8 protein-coding genes are annotated in these 17,070 nt (G+C 67.1%); 4 read left to right on the top strand and 4 right to left on the bottom strand.

The window, feature by feature from the left end; translation table 11 throughout:
• Positions 1 to 153: 153 nt before the first annotated feature.
• The gene (locus ACIA49_RS17595; RefSeq protein WP_396378217.1) at positions 154 to 1,263 is read right to left on the bottom strand and encodes a magnesium and cobalt transport protein CorA; all 1,110 of its coding nucleotides are present in this window, start codon (positions 1,261 to 1,263) and stop codon (positions 154 to 156) included.
• Between the two features lie 76 nt (positions 1,264 to 1,339).
• On the opposite strand from ACIA49_RS17595, the gene ACIA49_RS17590 reads away from it, so the two are divergent.
• The 4 genes from ACIA49_RS17590 (at position 1,340) to ACIA49_RS17575 (ending at position 12,735) form a co-directional block, all read left to right on the top strand.
• Positions 1,340 to 1,882, top strand: a complete 543-nt coding sequence (locus ACIA49_RS17590; RefSeq protein WP_396378216.1) for a general stress protein — start codon at positions 1,340 to 1,342, stop codon at positions 1,880 to 1,882.
• A gap of 108 nt (positions 1,883 to 1,990) precedes the next feature.
• Entirely contained in the window at positions 1,991 to 2,497 is a 507-nt protein-coding gene (locus tag ACIA49_RS17585) for a MaoC family dehydratase (protein WP_396378215.1), read from the top strand.
• Between the two features lie 124 nt (positions 2,498 to 2,621).
• Positions 2,622 to 8,771, top strand: a complete 6,150-nt coding sequence (locus ACIA49_RS17580; protein WP_396378214.1) for an RHS repeat-associated core domain-containing protein — start codon at positions 2,622 to 2,624, stop codon at positions 8,769 to 8,771.
• 7 nt (positions 8,772 to 8,778) lie between these two features.
• On the top strand, positions 8,779 to 12,735 hold the full coding sequence (locus ACIA49_RS17575; protein ID WP_396378213.1) for an RICIN domain-containing protein: 3,957 nt from the start codon (positions 8,779 to 8,781) through the stop codon (positions 12,733 to 12,735).
• A 38-nt stretch (positions 12,736 to 12,773) separates the two neighbouring features.
• On the opposite strand, the gene ACIA49_RS17570 is transcribed toward ACIA49_RS17575, so the two are convergent.
• The 3 genes from ACIA49_RS17570 to ACIA49_RS17560 all read right to left on the bottom strand — a co-directional run bounded on the left by ACIA49_RS17570 (position 12,774) and on the right by ACIA49_RS17560 (position 17,028).
• Positions 12,774 to 13,751 (bottom strand): hypothetical protein, encoded by a 978-nt coding sequence (locus ACIA49_RS17570; protein ID WP_396378212.1) that lies wholly within the window; start codon positions 13,749 to 13,751, stop codon positions 12,774 to 12,776.
• Positions 13,752 to 13,820: 69 nt separating this feature from the next.
• A complete protein-coding gene (locus ACIA49_RS17565; RefSeq protein WP_396378211.1) occupies positions 13,821 to 15,122 on the bottom strand; it encodes an alpha-L-fucosidase in 1,302 nt (433 codons plus the stop codon).
• Between the two features lie 94 nt (positions 15,123 to 15,216).
• On the bottom strand, positions 15,217 to 17,028 hold the full coding sequence (locus ACIA49_RS17560) for a xylan 1,4-beta-xylosidase (protein WP_396378210.1): 1,812 nt from the start codon (positions 17,026 to 17,028) through the stop codon (positions 15,217 to 15,219).
• Positions 17,029 to 17,070 lie beyond the last annotated feature (42 nt).

Genomic DNA, 17,070 nt, shown 5'->3' with positions numbered 1-17,070 from the left:
GCCTGCTGACCGAACGCGATGGCGGCAGTAAATCAATTCCGGCGCGCGATGCACAACTGTTTGATCCATCCAACCGGCCGTGACTCCCGGCCATGGCAGAAGGTTGCCAACCTCTGGTCCGGCCGGTGCTCGCGTGGTATTAGACGTATTTGATCAAAGCCAGTGGTTGCGCTTGAACAATCGATGAAGACCGACGCACGCGCCGACCATCACGGCGAGCACCACGAAATACGCGTACCGGAGTCTCAGCTCCGGCATGTAGTCGAAATTCATCCCGTAAATCCCGGCGATCATCGTCGGTACGGCGAGGATCGCGACCCACGACGAGATCCGCCGCATGTCCTCGTTCTCGGCCACCTGAACCTGGGCCAGCCCGGCCTGCAGGATGGAGCTGAGCAACTCGTCGAACGAGATCACCTGCTCCTTCACGCGCAACAGGTGGTCGTCGACGTCGCGGAAGTAGTTCCGGGTTTCATCGGCGATTAATGGATGTCGCAGTGTGGACAGTGCCCGCATCGGACCGGTCAAAGGCGCCACTGCTCGTTTCAGCTCGAGCACTTCCCGCTTGAGCTGATAAACGCGGTCGATGTTGCGCCAGCCGCGCGGAGTGAACATCTCGGACTCGATCAGATCCATATCGGCCTGTACGGCGTCCGCGACCTCCAGGTACCGGTCGACCACATGGTCGGCGATCGCATGCAGTACGACGCCCGGTCCGACCGACAGCCGTTCCGGCTGGGCCTCCAGCTCCTGGCGTAGTCCGGTCAGCTCGCTGTGCTCACCATGGCGAACAGTGACCACGAAGCCCGGTCCACAGAACACCATCACCTCACCTGTAGCCACCACTTCGCTGGTGGCGGTCAGGTCCTGGTGTGGGACGTAGCTGACGGTCTTGAGGACGGCGAACAGCGTGTCGTCGTACCGCTCGAGCTTCGGCCGCTGGTGTGCCTCGGAGGCGTCCTCCAGGGCCAGCGCGTGCAGTCCGAACTCGTTGCCGATGATCGCGAGCTGGTGGTCGGTCGGCTGGAACAGGCCGATCCAGACGAACCCCTGGCCGCGTTTGGCCCGGCCGAGCGCCTCGGTGTAGGAGTTGATCCGCTCGTCGCGATGACCGTCGCGATAGAAGGCCCAGTCGACCAGTGCGCCGTCGAGTTTGCCGCTCGCGACAGGGTCCGGACGGGCCGGGCCGTCACCGGCCGGCCGGCGGGCGAACATCTGTCCCATCCGGCGTGTCGCAGCCAGGTCCCACCGTCGTCCGCCCATCACCGGCGAGGCTATCAAGACGCGGTAACCAGCCGTCGGCAATGATGGGGGTGGAAGCACGTGGAGAGGAACGACGATGACGCAAGGCATGCCCTTGATGGACCCGCGGCCGAGCGGTCTGACGATCGGGACGTATGACACCTACCGGGAGGCGCAGCGCGCTGTCGACTACCTCTCGGACGAGAAGTTCCCCGTCGAGCACACGACCATCGTCGGCAACAACCTGCGCCAGGTGGAGAAGATCACCGGCCGGTTGACCTGGGGGCGGGCACTCGCCGCCGGTGTCGCCAGTGGTGCCTGGTTCGGGCTGTTCGTCGGCGTCCTGCTGGGCGCCGTCACCAACGCGAACTGGCTGGCCGCCCTGCTCACCGGTGTGGTGCTGGGTGCCGTCTTCGGTCTGGTGTTCGGTGGCCTGAGCTACGCCCAGTCGGCGGGCCGGCGCGACTTCACCTCGCGGACCGCGGTGGTGGCGACGACGTACGACGTCCTGTGCGACTTCAAGTTCGCGGAGGAGGCCCGCAACCACCTGGCCAAGCTGGCGCTCAAGGGTGAGGTCAGCCCGCGGCTGCCGGATCACCCCCTTCAGCAGCCCAGCCAGCAGCAGCCCCCGCAGGCCTGAGCCTCCCGGGCGGAGTGACGCAGGTCTCTCCGCCCGGTGAGAGCCAGACCACGGCCGCCAGTGGTCCGATCCGCCAGCATGGGGTGTCCAACACCTAGGAGGACCGGCATGCAGTTCGGGCGTAGCTATGAGGAGTTCGAGGTCGGTGCGATCTACAAGCACTGGCCCGGCAAGACGGTGACCGAGTACGACGACCACCTGTTCTGCCTGCTGACCATGAACCACCACCCGCTGCACCTGGACTCGAACTACGCCGCCGAGACCACCCAGTTCGGCCAGAACGTTGTGGTGGGCAACTACATCTACTCGATCCTGCTCGGGATGTCGGTGCCCGACGTCAGCGGCAAGGCGATCGCCAACCTCGAGATCGAGTCCCTGCGGCACGTCGCCCCGACCTTCCACGGCGACACCATCTACGGCGAGACCGTCGTCCTGGACAAGTGGGAGTCGAAGTCCAAGGACGACCGCGGCGTCGTCTACGTCGAGACCAAGGGCTACAAGCAGGACGGCACCGTCGTCTGCCTGTTCCGCCGCAAGGTGATGGTCCCGAAGAACTCCTACCTGGAGGCCCGCGGCGGCGAGCAGCCGGGCCGCCCGACGCCGCTGGCGGACTAGACACCATTCGACCCCGCTCGAACAGGTCGGGCGGGAAATCGAAGTCCGTACCACCTCCGTCGAAACCGTTGTCGGGCCTTGACCCCACGCTGACAGTGAGCTCTCCATGTCAAGGGGAGGTTCGATGTCACGAGGTGTGCTTCGGCGTGCCTGGGCCGTTGTGCTCGGAGCCACGCTCATCGCCGGTCTGCATCCGCCGGGGGCGATCGCCGCGCCGGCCGAGGACGGTGAAGAACCCGCCTTCAAGGGGGCCAGGGTCAAACCGGTGCACGGCACCAACTACAAGGCCAAGCCGCGGACACCGGATCTCGACGTCGACGTCGTGAAGACTCCGGCCGTGAAGTGGCCGACGACGGGATCGGCCGAGGTGTCGCTGCCGACCGCCGGCTGGTCGACGCAGCTGTCCGGAGTGCTGCCGAAGAAGGCCGCCGGCACGCTACCGGTCGCGATCGGACCGGCTAAAGCCGACGGCACTGCCCCGAGCGGCGTGAAGGTCGACCTGCTCGGTCGGCAGGACGCCCGGATGCTGGTCAAGCTCACCAGCACCGACAAGACCGCCAAGGCAGCCAGTGGCAAGGTCCGGCTGGAGCTGAACTACCAGGCCTTCCGGCACGCGTACGGCGGCGACTGGGCGAATCGTCTCCGACTGATCCAGCTGCCCTCCGGTGCACCGGTCAAGACCCAGAACGTCGGCGGCGGCACCCTGAGCGCCGACGTACCGGCGACTGGCCTGTACGCGATGGAGGCAGCAGCGGCCGGTGACAGTGGCAACTACGGCAACACCTCGTTGTCCCCGACGGCGTCCTGGTCGGTCGGTGGCTCGTCCGGTGACTTCAACTGGCAGTACCCGTTCCGCGCACCACCGGGGACCGGCGGACCGATCCCGACCATGAGCCTGGGCTACTCCTCGGGCAGCGTCGACGGCCGGACCTCCGGTACCAACAACCAGACGTCCTGGGCCGGTGAGGGGTTCGACCTGTCACCCGGCGGCTCGATCGAGCGCCGGTACGCCTCCTGCTCGTCCAAGCCCGAGAAGACCGGCAACAACGGTGACCGCGCGGTCGGCGACCTGTGTTTCGCCACCGACAACGCGACCTTCTCCCTGAACGGCAAGGGTGGTGAGCTCGTCCTCGACGACACCACCAAGCAGTGGCGGCCGAAGGCCGACGACGGTACCAAGGTCGAGCGCCTGTCCGGCGCTCCCAACGGCGACCAGGGCAGTGACGGCAAGCCGCAGGAGCAGGGCGAGTACTGGGTCATCACCACCAAGGACGGCACGAAGTACTACTTCGGCCTGAACAAGCTGCCCGGTGCGACCACCGAGACGACCAACTCGACCCTGACGGTTCCGGTGGCCGGCAACCACGCCGGCGAGCAGTGCAACAAAGCGGCGTACGCGGACTCGTTCTGTCAGCAGGCCTACCGCTGGCAGCTCGACTACGTCGTCGACCTGCACGGCAACACGATGTCGCTGTTCTACGACGTGGAGAAGAACAACTACGGCTACAACGGCACTCAGACCACGGTGAAGAGCTACGACCGCGCGAGCAACATCAGGCGGATCGAGTACGGCCAGACCGATGGCCAGGTGTTCTCGGAGAAGCCGGTGGCTCGCGTCCACTTCGACACCACCGAGCGCTGTGTCGCCGGGGCCAACTGCGCTCCCGCGGACTACTTCGACACCCCGCTCGACCAGGAGTGCACCAGCACCGCCAAGTGCACCCAGACCGGGCCCAGCTTCTGGACGAAGAAGAAGCTCAGCAAGGTCCGCACCGAGGTCTGGCGCGGTACGGCGTTCGACGCCGTCGACACGTGGACGCTGCGGCACTCGTTCCCGAACCCTGGTGACAACACCGGCCCGCGGTTGTGGCTGGAGGCGATCACCCACACCGGTGAGGCCGGCTCCGGCGCGGTCACCATTCCCGAGGTGAACTTCGACAAGCTGCAGCTCGACAACCGGGTCTCCGACGGAACCGCGCGGCCGTTGCTGCAGTGGTTCCGGATCCGTGGGATCCACTACGGCACCGGCGGCGAGCTGGCGGTCACCTACTCCGCCAAGGACTGCACGCTGCCCGGGAACGTCCCACCGGTGGACCGCAACGACCGGCGGTGCCACCCGATGAAGTGGACCCCGCCCAATGACACCGAGGAGCGCCTGGACTGGTTCCACAAGTACGTCGTCACCTCCGTCTCCGAGTACGACCTCGTCAGCGGCATGGTCCCGGTGCAGACGACCGTCAGCTACCCCGGCAAGCCGGCCTGGCGGCACGACGACGAGGACGGTCTGGTCGAGATCGGCCGCAAGACCTGGTCCCAGTGGCGCGGCTACGACCGCGTCATCGTCACCAAGGGCCACCCGGACGGCCCGCAGACCGTCACCGAGAGCCGCTACTTCCAGGGCATGGACGGTGACAAGCTGGCCGACGGCACGGTGAAGGACGTCAAGCTCACCGACTCCACCGGCGCCCAGACCGAAGACGTGAACGCACTGGCCGGACAGGTCCGGGAGACCAGCAAGCTGGTCAACGGTGCCATCGTCGAGCGCACCATCAACGACTCCTGGGTGTCCGGAGCCACCTCGACCCGCGTCCGCGACTGGGGAACCACGCAGGCCTTCAAGGTCGAGCAGAAGGCCGCGAAGCAGTGGGAGGCCAAGCAGGGCGGTGGCTTCCGGCAGACGTCGGCCAACAACGAGTACTCGGCGACCGGCGTGCTTCTGGCCGCCTCGAACGCCAACGACCTGGCGACCACGGCCGACGACACCTGCACGCGGTACGAGTACGCCGGCAACCCGGCGAAGGGTCTCACCGAGTTGCCGACCCGCGCCCAGACCGTCGCCAAGGCCTGCGACCAGCCGTGGGCCAAGGACGATGTCGTGTCGGACTCGAAGCAGTCGTACGCCGGTGGGGCGACACCCGAGAACGCCAAGCCGGTCGCGGCCCTGCGCCTCAGCGGCTTCGACAGCACCGGTGCGCCGACCTACGAGACCGTGGCCACGACGTCGTACGACGATCACGGCCGGCGCAAGACCGCGACGGACGCGAAGAACAGCACGACGACCTTCGGGTACCTACCGGCCGACGGCCCGGTCACGAAGACCACGGTGACGCTGCCGAACGGCCACACCACGAGCACCGAGCTGGACCCGGCCTGGGGCCAGTCGATCAAGGTCACCGACGTCGGCGGCCGGACGACGACCTCCGAGCGCGACCAGCTCGGCCGGATCAGCAAGGTCTGGCTGCCTGGTCGCGCGCAGTCGGAGACCGCGAACGTCGAGCACGTCTACACCGCCGGGATCGACCAGCCGGGCGTGGTGCAGACCAAGGCGCTGCAGGCCGACGGGACCGTGGAGACCAGCTACGAGATTCTCGACGGTCTCCAGCGCAAGCGGCAGACCCAGCGGCCGGCCTCCGACGGCATCGGCCGCGTGATCACCGACTTCGAGTACGACTCGCGGGGTCTGCAGGTGATCGAGAACAACCCGTACTACAACGACGCACCGCCCGGCGCCCAGGTGTTCGACGCCGTCGAGGAGGAGCTGCCCGCCCGCAAGGCGACGACGTTCGACCAGCTCGAGCGCCCGTCGACCGAGGAGTTCTGGTCCCTGAACGAGCGGAAGTGGACCACCACCCACACCCATCAGCCCGGGGTACAAACGATCGACCCGCCGGACGGTGAGCAGGCCACGACCCGGATCGACGACGCCCAGGGCCGGCTCCTCGAGACCCGGACCTACAACACCCCCGGCGTCAGCGCCGACTACGACAAGACGTCGTACACCTACACGAAGGCCGGGCAGGTCGCCTCGGTGACCGATGCCGCCGGCAACCAATGGAGGTACGAGTACGACCTGCGTGGGCGCCGGACCAAGGCGGTCGAACCTGACCGTGGCGCCACCACCTACACCTACACCGAGCTCGACCAGGTCGCGACCACGACCGATGCGCTCGGCAAGAAGCTCTTCTACAGTTACGACGTCATCGGACGTCAGACGTCGATCCGGCAGGACACCGCCGACGGCGCGTTGCTCACCGAACGCACCTACGACAGTCTCGCCAAGGGCTCACCCAGTACGGCGACCAGGTACGTGAACGGCAACGCGTACAAGACCGAGGTCACCGGGTACGACCCGACCGGCCATCCGCTCGGCACCAAGGTCACGCTGCCGGCGGTGGAAGGCGGGCTGGCCCAGACCTTCACGACCGAGAACACCTACACCGCCAGCGGTCAGCCCGCGACCCTCAAGGTTCCGGCCGTCGGCGGCCTGCCGGCGGAGACGCTGACCACGACCTACGACAGCAACGATCTGCCCAGGACGATGTCCAGCGAGACCACCTCCTATGTGACCGACTCGCAGTTCAACTCGTTCGGCGATCTGACCTATCTGGAGGTCAAGCCGACCGGTGGCAAGTACCTGCGGCACAACTACGTGTACGACGACGCGACCCGTCGCCTGACCCGGGCGTTCAGCCAGCGGCAGACCACGGGACCGCAGCGCGTACTCGACCAGAGCTACGAGTACGACCTGGCCGGGAACGTCACGAAGATCATCGACGCGCCCGCCAGTGGCAGCACCGAGCCGAAGGACGTGCAGTGCTTCGGGTACGACGAGTCGCGCCGGCTGACGCAGGCGTGGACGCCCTCCGACGAGAACTGTGCGGCGCAGCCGACCAGCGCGAGTCAGTTGGGCGGACCGGCGCCGTACTGGCACCAGTGGACGTTCGACAAGATCGGCAACCGCCAGACCGAGAAGCGCATGACGACGGCAGGGGCCACGACGAGCACGTACGAGTACCCTGCAGCCGGCCAGGCGCAGCCGCACGGCGTGCAGAAGATCACCACGACCGGGCCGGACGGGACGAGCAAGGTCAACACGTTCGGCTACGACGCCACCGGGAACCAGACCAGCCGGACGATCGCCGGTGCCGGTGAGACGTTCGAATGGAACGCCGAGGGCAAGCTGGCCAAGGTGACGAAGGGTGCTCAGAAGACGGAGTACATCTACGATGCCGACGGCAATCGGCTGCTCCGCAAGGACAGCACCGGGACGACGCTGTACCTGGGGAGCACCGAGGTACTACTGATGCCCGACGGTTCCCAGCTGGGCACCAGGTACTACCAGTTCGGCAAGCAGACCGTCGGTGTGCGGGTCGGGTCCAAGCTGACCTGGCTCGGATCGGATCACCACGGCTCGGCGACGCTGACGGTCGACGCGCAGACGCAGGCCTACCAGCGCAAGCGGATCACGCCGTACGGCGAGGTTCGCGGACCGATCCCGTCCGCCTGGCCGGGGCAGAAGGACTTCGTCGGTGGAACGCGGGACGACTCCACCGGGCTGATCCATCTCGGGGCGCGGGAGTACGACCCGGTCACCGGCCGCTTCATCTCGGTCGATCCGGTCGTCGACGCCAAGGATCCACAACAACTGAACGGGTACGCCTACGCGAACAACAGCCCGGTCAGCTTCGTCGATGCCGACGGCAAGCGGTACCGCACCGAGACGATCACCGAGACGAAGACGATCGTCCGGCAGCACGTGGCGCGGATCAAGGAACTGCGCCAGGAGGTGATCACGATCTACGTGAAGATCGTGGTGCTGTCGATCGTCGCGATGATCGCCAACGCGTTCGGTCTGCACCAGTTCGCGCAGACCATCACCGCCGAGGTGGCCCGGCAGGTGACGATCTTCAAGGAAGTGATCAAGACGCTGCGGTGGACCACCAAGGAAGTCATCCGGATCGTCACCAAGAAACTCGTCTACATCCCCGAACTGCAACAGGCGCTGAACCTGGCCAAACAGACCGACAGCAGCGTCGCGACGATGGAGAAACAGGTCGACGGCCTGGCCGACGTCGCCCGCAGGATCGCGGACCAGGCCAAGGCACGGCAGGACGAGATCCTCAAGGCCACCGCGATCGCCGACGAGCAGAAGCGCAAGGACGCCGAGCAGGCCAACAAGAGCGGTTGTGGGGTCTGCGCGAACGATCCGGACGACGAACCGTTGCCCAAGGCAGCCACCATGGCAGCCGGCGGATTTGTCGTCGCGGCCGGGATCTGTGCCTTCACCGCCGGGATCGGGTGTGTGGTCATCGCGGGTGTCGCCGCCGTCGGCGCGGTCGCGACGGCCGGCGTCTGGAACTGTGCCAACGGGCCGCAGAACTCGTGCCTGAAGCGCGACCCGAACAAGCCGCCGCCGATGACGCCCAAGCAGCACTCGGACCTGTGCAAGACGCCAGGTGCGCAGGAAGCCTGCAAGTGGTCAGGACCGAGGTGATCCAGGGATGAACAAGCGCGCGATCGGCGGCCTGATGGCCGGTCTGCTGGCGGTGCCGTTGGTTGCGGTCGCTGGTGCGGGTACGGCGGTCTCCGCCGTACCCGCCCCGGCGGCGCAGCCCCCGAAGCAGACGCAGCGGGTGGAGCTGGAGCACCTGCGCAGCGAAACCACGCAGGTCTACCGGGAACCCTCGGGCCTGCACACGATGGAACAGTTCGCGTACCCGGTTCGAGCCCGGAAGGGCTCGGGCTGGGTGCCCATCGACACGAAGCTCACCGTGCGGCCGGACGGCTCGGTCCGGCCGGGTGCGATGATCACCGACCTGCGGTTGTCCGGGGGCGGCGACGGCAAGCTCGTTGCCCTCGGCAACGCCGATCGGCAGGTCCGGATGGACTGGAAGGGGAAGCTTCCGAAGCCGGTGCTGAGCGGCGACACCGCGACGTACCCGGAAGTCCTGCCTGGTGTCGACCTGCAGGTGCGGGTCGAGGCGACCGGGTTCCAGCACCTGCTGGTGGTCAAGAACCGGGCAGCGGCGAACAACCCGGCGCTGAAGCAGCTCCGGTTCCCGATCAGTGGCGCCGGGCTGAAGCTGGTCACCAAGCCGGACGGTACGACGGTCGCCAGCGACGGGGCCGGGAAGACGGTGTTCACTGCGGGCAAGGCGGTGATGTGGGACAGCCAGGGCACCGCGCCGCGGTCTCGGCATGCCAGTCTGCCGACCACGCGGTCCGGGAACGAGTTGGTGATCACCCCGGATCAGAAGCTGCTCACCGCGGCCACGACTCGCTACCCGGTGGTCATCGACCCCACCTGGTCGACCAACAACAGCCTGTGGACGCATGTGAGCCTCGAGCACTCCGACCAGTCCTACTGGGACTACGACCGCGACGAAGGCGCGAAGGTCGGCCGCTCCTACGACAACGTGATCACCTATCGGTCGTTCTTCCAGTTCGGTACCGGTGACATGGCCGGGGCGAAGGTCATCAAGGGCAGGTTCGAGATCTGGCTGGATCACAGCTCCTCCAACGGGCCGACTCCCGTCGACCTGTACGCGACGCTGCCCGTCAGGCGTGAGGAGAACGTCACCTGGAACAGCACCGCCGGACACTGGCGGCAGTTCATGGGTCAGGTCAGCGGTAACGCCCGGACCGCCGGCGGCCAGCCGGACATGTTGATGGGTTGGGAGAACGACGCGACGAGGGGCGAGTTCCAGCGCGCGGCCGATGCCAGGGACGGCACGGTCACGTTCGGGCTGCGGGCGCCGAACGAGTGGGACATCGCGCAGTGGAAGAGGTTCCACGGCGGTTCGGCGAAGGTCGTGGTGACCTACAACAACGCGCCGTACGCGCCGGAGCGGGTGAACTTCAGCCGGGCCCGGCCGTGTGGCACGGCCGCGAACCCCACCGTGGTCAGCTGGCCGCTGTCGGGGTACTCGTTCTCCGCGAAGGCGACCGACAAGGACGGCGACAACCTCGTCACCCGGTTGTCGATCCGTCGCACCTCGGACAACGTGCTGGTGCACGAGGTGGATTCCGCGCCGATCACCTCCGGGTCGGCCTTCGGCTGGCCGGCGATCGACCGGGCCAAGTTCGAGGACGGCAAGACCTACGCCTACTCGGCGAAGTCCGACGACGGTGTCACCGAGGACGACGTCGGCTACGGCCCGGCCGGCAAGGAGTGCTTCTTCAAGGTCGACGCGAAGAAGCCGGGCAAGGCGGTCCTGTCGTCGACAGACTTCCCGGACGGGGAGGCGAACATCCCGGCCCGGACGGTCGGCACGGTCACGCTCAAGCCCGCGGCGGGTGACTCCGACGTGGTCGAGTACCTCTACGGCTTCCAGCCCGAACGTGTGGTGAGCCGGATCAAGGCCGGCGCGGACGGTTCGGTACAGCTCCCGATGAGTGTCTTCCAGAAGTCCCTCACCGTGGAGCCGGAGCAGAAGGTGCTCTACGTGAAGGCGGTCGACGGTGCGAACAACGTCAGCGACAACTCGACGGTGTGGTCGCTCAGCGCCGGTGAGCTGGAGCAGCTACCTGCTACGAGCCGGAACGACGTCAACGGTGACGGCCGGGCCGACCTGTCCACCGTGCTCGACCAGGGCGATGGACGGACGGCCATCTGGAACGTGGTGACGAAGCCCGACGGTTCGCTGCACACCGGCCAGATGGCCTGGGACTCCGGTGCCAACGGAGGGTTCGCGATGTACCGGACCCGTCCGGTGCGTGGTGACTTCGACGGTGACGGCCGGACCGACGCCGTACTGTTCCGTGAGGAAGCAGGCCGCCGGATCGGCATGTACCGCGGTCTGTCTGCCGGTGAGCGGTACAACTTCGAGTCAGCGCCGGTCTGGTACAGCGGTGCGAACGGCTGGCCGCTCAGCTCGGCCCGGATCGTCTCCGGAGACGTGAACGGTGACGGCAAATCCGATGTGGTCGCTCAGCTGAACGTGTCCGGGACCAGCTGGCGCACGCTGGTGTTCCTGGCCGGTTCTGGATTCGGTACGCCGGTCCAGTGGCTGCAGACGGGCAGTCCGTGGGCAGGCAGTGCACCGCTGCTGGCTGATGTCGACGGTGACAAGAAGGCTGATCTCGTCGACATGCAGAACCAGAGTGGTTGCCGCACGGTGACGAGGTACTTCAAGTCCACCGGTACGGCGTTCAGCGCGACGCCGGTCGTCTTGCACGATTCGGGCGCCGGTGCGTACTGCTGGGAACGCAGCAAGCCGCAGGTGGCGGACGTCGACGGTGACGGCAAGGACGACATCGTCGCGCTCTACGAGAACAGCGGTACGGACGCCGCACTGAAGGTGTTCCGCTCGACCGGTACGGCGTACACGCTGGGCGAGTGGTGGCGTGACGCCACCACGTTCGACCCGGCCAAGACCGCCCTGTCCATCGGTGACTTCACCGGTGACCGCAAGGAGGACGTCGGCCTGTTCTACTCGCTGCCGGACGGTGGGCGTGAGGTCTACACCCTCGCGTCGACCGGTACGTCGTTCGGTCCGGCGACGAGCCGTTGGAAGGAGCCACGGGTCGGTGCGAGTACCGGACCGAGCTTCGACATCGAGGAACGCACCTATGAGCTGGTGAACCGCAACAGCAGCCAGTGCCTGGACGTCTGGAACAACAGCCAGGTCGACGCCGAGCGCCTGGTACAGCACGAGTGCCACGGTGGCATCAACCAGCGGTTCCGGATCGCGCGGGTCGCCGGGACGGACCAGTTCGAGATCCGGACAGCGCATTTCCAGGGCAACATCGCCGATGGACGCCCGCGCTGTCTCGACGTCGAGGACATGCTGCAGGACGACGAACGCAAGGTCCTGCAGTGGCCGTGCATGGGGACCTCGAACCAGCAGCTGCTGATCGAGTACCTCGAAGGCAGCAGCTACGACACCGTGGTCCGGCTGAGGTTCGCGCATAGTGCGAAGTGCGCGTCGCCGTCGCAGGGGAGCACCACGCAGGACGTCACCATCGTCCAGCGCACCTGTACGGCGGAGGCCAGCCAGCAGTGGATTCTGCGCGCGGGCTTCAATGCGGAGCAGCCGGCCGGGAAGAAGTACATCCAGGGCTCGAACACGCAGTGGGTGCTGGATGTCGAGAACTGCCTGCCGGACGCCAGGATGCGGATGTGGAAGGTGGTGGCCGGCAGCCCCTGCCAGGGCTGGCAGCTGCGGCCACTCGGCGACGACGTGTACCGGATCATCGAGCCGAGCACCGGCGAGGCCGTCGAGGTGGTGGGCTGCACCGATGCCTTGGCGCAGACGGTCGCGACCATGCCCGAGAGCGACAGTCCCTGTCAGCGCTGGCGAATCGAGCCGGCGGTCGACGGGACCTGGTCGATCACCAGGGAGGCGAACGGTCTCTCGCTGGACGTGGCGGGCTGTAATACCGAGGAGGACGCCGGGCTGATCACCTGGCGCTACTGGAACGGACCCTGTCAGCGCTGGCGGATCAACCCAGTCTGACCGGAGAGGGCCGGCGCCCACGTGGGTGCCGGCCCTCCTCAGTGCAGGTCCACTCGTTTCAGGGTGTACGGCGCCGCGAGCTGCTCGCTGAGGGTGAAGTACGCCGCGCCGTCGGGGGCGTACTCGATGGACTCGCCCTGGCCTTCGGCGGTGTCGGTCATCTCGACGCGCGTGCCGGTGAGGGCTGAGGCGAAGGAGCCGCCCGGCGTACCGCGGTACTCGTACACCTTGCGGTAGGTGCGGACCAGGAAGCGGTTCGCGGTCGGGTGGATCGCGGCCGCCGTCACCTCGGCGTAGTTGATGTCGTCCGACTTCGTCGGCAGGGTCAGCGTCGCGACCTTGGTCAGCAGGCTGGACGTCCCTGGCTTCGGTAGCGGGTTCGGGAACTTGTAGACGTCGCTGATGCCCGAGGTGGACTTGGTGATCACGTAGATGTCGCCGGTCTTGGGGTGCACCATCAGGGCTTCGGCGTTCTTGGGGCCGCCGGGCAGGGTGTAGGGGAAGTAGTCGCCGGTCAGGGTGCCGCTGGTCTGCCCGGACTTCAGCTTCGGCTCCGGCACCCGGACGACCGAGCTGGTGCCGTTCGGTTTGGGGATATCGCGAGCGGTGCCGATGTCGCCGGCGAAGAAGCAGCTGCCGGCCGGGCAGGGGGCGGTCGCGATGTCCTCCCAGTCGAAGACGTTCGGGATCGTGACGGTGTACTTGCCGACCACCTGCGCGGTGCCGCTGTCGACCGCGACCATCGTCTGGCGGTCCTTCTCGCTGTGCACGTACTGCACGTGCGGGTTGATCCGGCTGGCCCCGAGACCCGACGGCTGGTAGAGCACGCTCTGCGAGATCGACGTGTCCCTGCTGCCGTCCGCCCGGAGACCGTCCCACAGCTTGCCGACGACCACCGCGGGCCCGGGGGTGTCACCGGTCACCGATGCCGTGGCGCCGGACGACAGTCCCAGCAGGCCGGTGCCGGTCAGCACCAGAACCACGGCAGTCTTCAGAGTCAGGCGCCTGTGCAGCATGTGCAGTCCTCGCGACCGGGAGTAGTTACCGACACGTCACTATGACCGGCGCGAGGACAGCAGGACAAATCAGCTCAGGAAGAGCTCGATCACCGGCACGAGCACGTCCGGCTTCTGGATGGGGAGCTTCAGAGTCAGTACGCCGTCGCCTGCGGCGCCCATCGTGGTGTTGTGTGCTTCGGCCGAGGGGTCGTGGACGAGGCGCTTCACCTCGGAGGCGTCGTTCAGGAGCTGGGCGTACTTGACCTTGCCGGCCAGGCCGGGGAGGTGGACGTGGCCCATCGGCCAGGAGAACAGGTGCAGATAGAGGCGGTTGCCGACCTGCGTGTAGCGGGTGTCAGTGGGCGCCTTGAACTCCGCCGGCCCGGCCCCACGGAAGGAGCGCTCGTGCAGGCGGGTCCACTTGCCGATCGCGGCCAGAGTGGCCAGCGCGCGCGGGTCGAACTCGCCACGGGCAGTGGGGCCGACGTTCAGCAGCAGGTTGCCGTCCTTGGAGACAGAGTCCACCAGCATCTTCACCAGGAGCTCCGGTGACTTCCAGTCCAGGTTGTCGCGGTCGTAGCCCCAGCTGCCGTTCAGCGTCTGACAGGCCTCCCAGAGCACCGGCTTGCCGTCGCGGGTCATCGGTCCGTCCGGCTGGTACTGCTCCGGCGTCACGAAGTCGCCAGGAATGTCCAGGCGGTCGTTGATCAGGATGCCGGGCTGCAGCTCGCGCACCATCGCCATCAGCTCGACCGAGCGCCAGTCGTCGCGGCCCTTGCCGTGGCCGTCCCGGCCGTCCTCGTAGTCGCGACCCGGGTACGAGAAGTCGAACCACATCAGATCGATCTGGCCGTAGTTCGTCAACAGCTCACGGGTCTGGGCGTGCAGGTAGTCCGCGTACACCTGGACGTCGCGGCCGGCCGCCTTGGCGATCGCCTCTTCATCGTCGCGCTGTGGGTGCATCAGGTCGATCGGGAACTCAGGGTGGTGCCAGTCGATCAGCGAGTGGTAGAAACCGACGCCGAGCCCCTCCTCGCGGCAGGCCTCGACGAACTGCCGCACCAGGTCCTTCCCGGCGCCCCAGGCGGTGTGAGCGACCGTGTAGTCCGACACTGCCGAGTCCCACAGGCAGAAGCCCTCATGGTGCTTGGTGGTCAGGACGGCGTACCGCATGCCGGCCTCACGGGCCGCACGCGCCCACTTCCGCGGGTCGTACAGGTCCGGCTCGAAGTGGTCGAAGTACGGCTGGTACTCCTCGTCGGTCAGCCGCTCGCGGTTCTTCACCCACTCGTGGCGAGCGGGCAGGGCGTACAGGCCCCAGTGGACGAACAGGCCGAACCGCCAGTCGCGGAACCTCTCGATCGAGGCTTCGGGTGGACCATCGGGCATGGCAAAGCTCCTCAGAGGTCGCGGTCATCCGATCTATAGTCGATCGTTTGGCTGCGACCCGCCAGACTTTGTCATTAATTCACACCATTAAGTCCTAAAGATCCGATCTGTTCGGCGTGAGCTCCAGGAGGACGGCGTACGGCATCGGGAGCGTCACCTCGACCACGGAGCCGGTCAGCTCCAGGGGTGTGCTGACCATCCGGCTGCGTTCGGTGAGCTGCGCCAGCTGTCCCTCGGTCGGCCACTCGGTGATCCCGAGCTCCGCGGTCGCAGCCGCCAGGTCGCCGGCGCCGATGCCCAGTGTGGTCGAGGTGACCTGCCAGGACGGATCCACGCCGGGCAGCTCCACGTGGACCGTCCTGGTCAGTTCTGGGGCGCCGTCTGCCTTGGTCTGGTCCAGCGTGAGGTTCCAGAGCAATACGGCGATCCGGTCGCGGTCCCGCGAGGCCCACGCCTCTATCAGGCTGCCGCCTCCATCACCAGTGACGGTGACCGGCAGTTCGACCGGTCCGAGCCGGTTCAGCAGGCTCAGAGCGTGGTAGCGCGGCTTAGGCAGCCCACCGACCGTCTGCAGCCCGAAGCCGCCGTGCAGGAAGCGTGGGGGTCGGCCCAGCTCCTCAAAGTGGTCAGACGCGACCCAGTACGCCAGGGCGTCCACCCGCCCGGCTGCGGACCGCATCCCGCGCAGGAGGAACACCCCGGCGAACACAGAGTCGTTGATCGGGTTGAAGTGCCGTGGCGTCACACCCCACTCGGTCCACAGGATCCGCGCATCACCGAACCCATGCCGCTCCAAAGACGCCCGTACGTCGAGTGGCGGCGAACCGTAGGTGTGTGTCGAGACGAAGTCGACCGGGGTGTCGTTGGCTCGAGCGTGTGCCAGCAGGTCGTCCACCCAGCCGGCGGCTGCCGACGACGGCCCGCCGACCGCCAGTCGCTGGTCCACCGCCTTCACAGCCGCGACAGTCACGTCGTACAGGTGGAGCCACTCGGCCTTGGTGCCGGACCAGAAGACCTCGAGGTTCGCCTCGTTCCACACCTCGAAGTCCCAGCCGATCACCTCGTCGAGTCCGTAGCGGTCGACCAGGTGCTCGACGAGCGCCCGCACCAGGTCGTGCCAGGCCTCGTACGACGTCGGTGGCGAGATGATCGCACCGTATTCGAAGACGGTCTTGGTGGGATCGCTGGCCAGCTCGCGCGGCATGAAGCCGAGCTCGACCACCGGCCGCAGTCCGATCGCGAGCAGTTTGTCGTAGATGGCGTCCACCACGGAGAAGTCGTACGACGTCCCGTCGATCACGTGGGTGTCGTCGTGGAAGATCGCGTGCGCCCGGACCGTGCGGACGCCGAGCTCGTCGTGCATCCGGCGCAGGGCATCCTCCAGCCCGCCGCCGATCTCGTGACCGCCGGTGGTGTCCTTGCAGAGCAGCTGACTGAGCCGTTCACTGCCGATCATCGGTACCCACGGCCGGTACAGCTCGGTGCCCTCGGCAACCGTATCGACGGTCACGTCCACCCGCGGGACGGTGCCGTCGGCAACCAACGGTACGGCGCCGACGGGGCTGCTCGGCCGGCCGGCGACCGTCACCTCGGGCACGCTCGCGACCGCATAGTGGTACGGCGTTCCCGGCGTACACGTGGTGTCGACGTACGGCGGTCCCGGCACGGAGAGCACGTCACCGCTGTGATGATCGACCGGTTCGAGCGGGCCGTGATCACCGGTCGAGCGCAGGATCAGATACCCGACCGCACCGTCGACCGGCGACCAGTCGATGGTGACCTGCCCGACCCCACCAACCGCGGTGACCTCCTTCGGCGGCTCCAGCTCCGGGAACGTGAACGCCCGCTCCTCGTCACTCCGCACCGCGATCCGGTCGTCCCAATCGACCTTCGCGTCGTACTCCATCAGCTCTCCTCAATCTGCAACGTCCGAAGGACTCGCGGCGAA

The sequence above is a fragment of the Kribbella sp. NPDC051587 genome (assembly GCF_044453945.1).
Taxonomy (GTDB): Bacteria; Actinomycetota; Actinomycetes; order Propionibacteriales; family Kribbellaceae; genus Kribbella.
The sequence above is the reverse complement of the archived record's forward strand: the minus strand, read 5'-3'. Positions and strand labels throughout refer to the sequence as shown.

What these genes read in the sequence shown, in the direction of transcription:
- ACIA49_RS17560 (WP_396378210.1), bottom strand. Translation starts at nt 17,028, where the DNA reads ATGGAGTACGACGCGAAGGTCGATTGGGACGACCGGATCGCGGTGCGG.
- ACIA49_RS17565 (WP_396378211.1), bottom strand. Translation starts at nt 15,122, where the DNA reads ATGCCCGATGGTCCACCCGAAGCCTCGATCGAGAGGTTCCGCGACTGG.
- ACIA49_RS17595 (WP_396378217.1), bottom strand. Translation starts at nt 1,263, where the DNA reads ATGGGCGGACGACGGTGGGACCTGGCTGCGACACGCCGGATGGGACAG.
- ACIA49_RS17570 (WP_396378212.1), bottom strand. Translation starts at nt 13,751, where the DNA reads ATGCTGCACAGGCGCCTGACTCTGAAGACTGCCGTGGTTCTGGTGCTG.
- ACIA49_RS17575 (WP_396378213.1), top strand. Translation starts at nt 8,779, where the DNA reads ATGAACAAGCGCGCGATCGGCGGCCTGATGGCCGGTCTGCTGGCGGTG.
- ACIA49_RS17580 (WP_396378214.1), top strand. Translation starts at nt 2,622, where the DNA reads ATGTCACGAGGTGTGCTTCGGCGTGCCTGGGCCGTTGTGCTCGGAGCC.
- ACIA49_RS17590 (WP_396378216.1), top strand. Translation starts at nt 1,340, where the DNA reads ATGACGCAAGGCATGCCCTTGATGGACCCGCGGCCGAGCGGTCTGACG.
- ACIA49_RS17585 (WP_396378215.1), top strand. Translation starts at nt 1,991, where the DNA reads ATGCAGTTCGGGCGTAGCTATGAGGAGTTCGAGGTCGGTGCGATCTAC.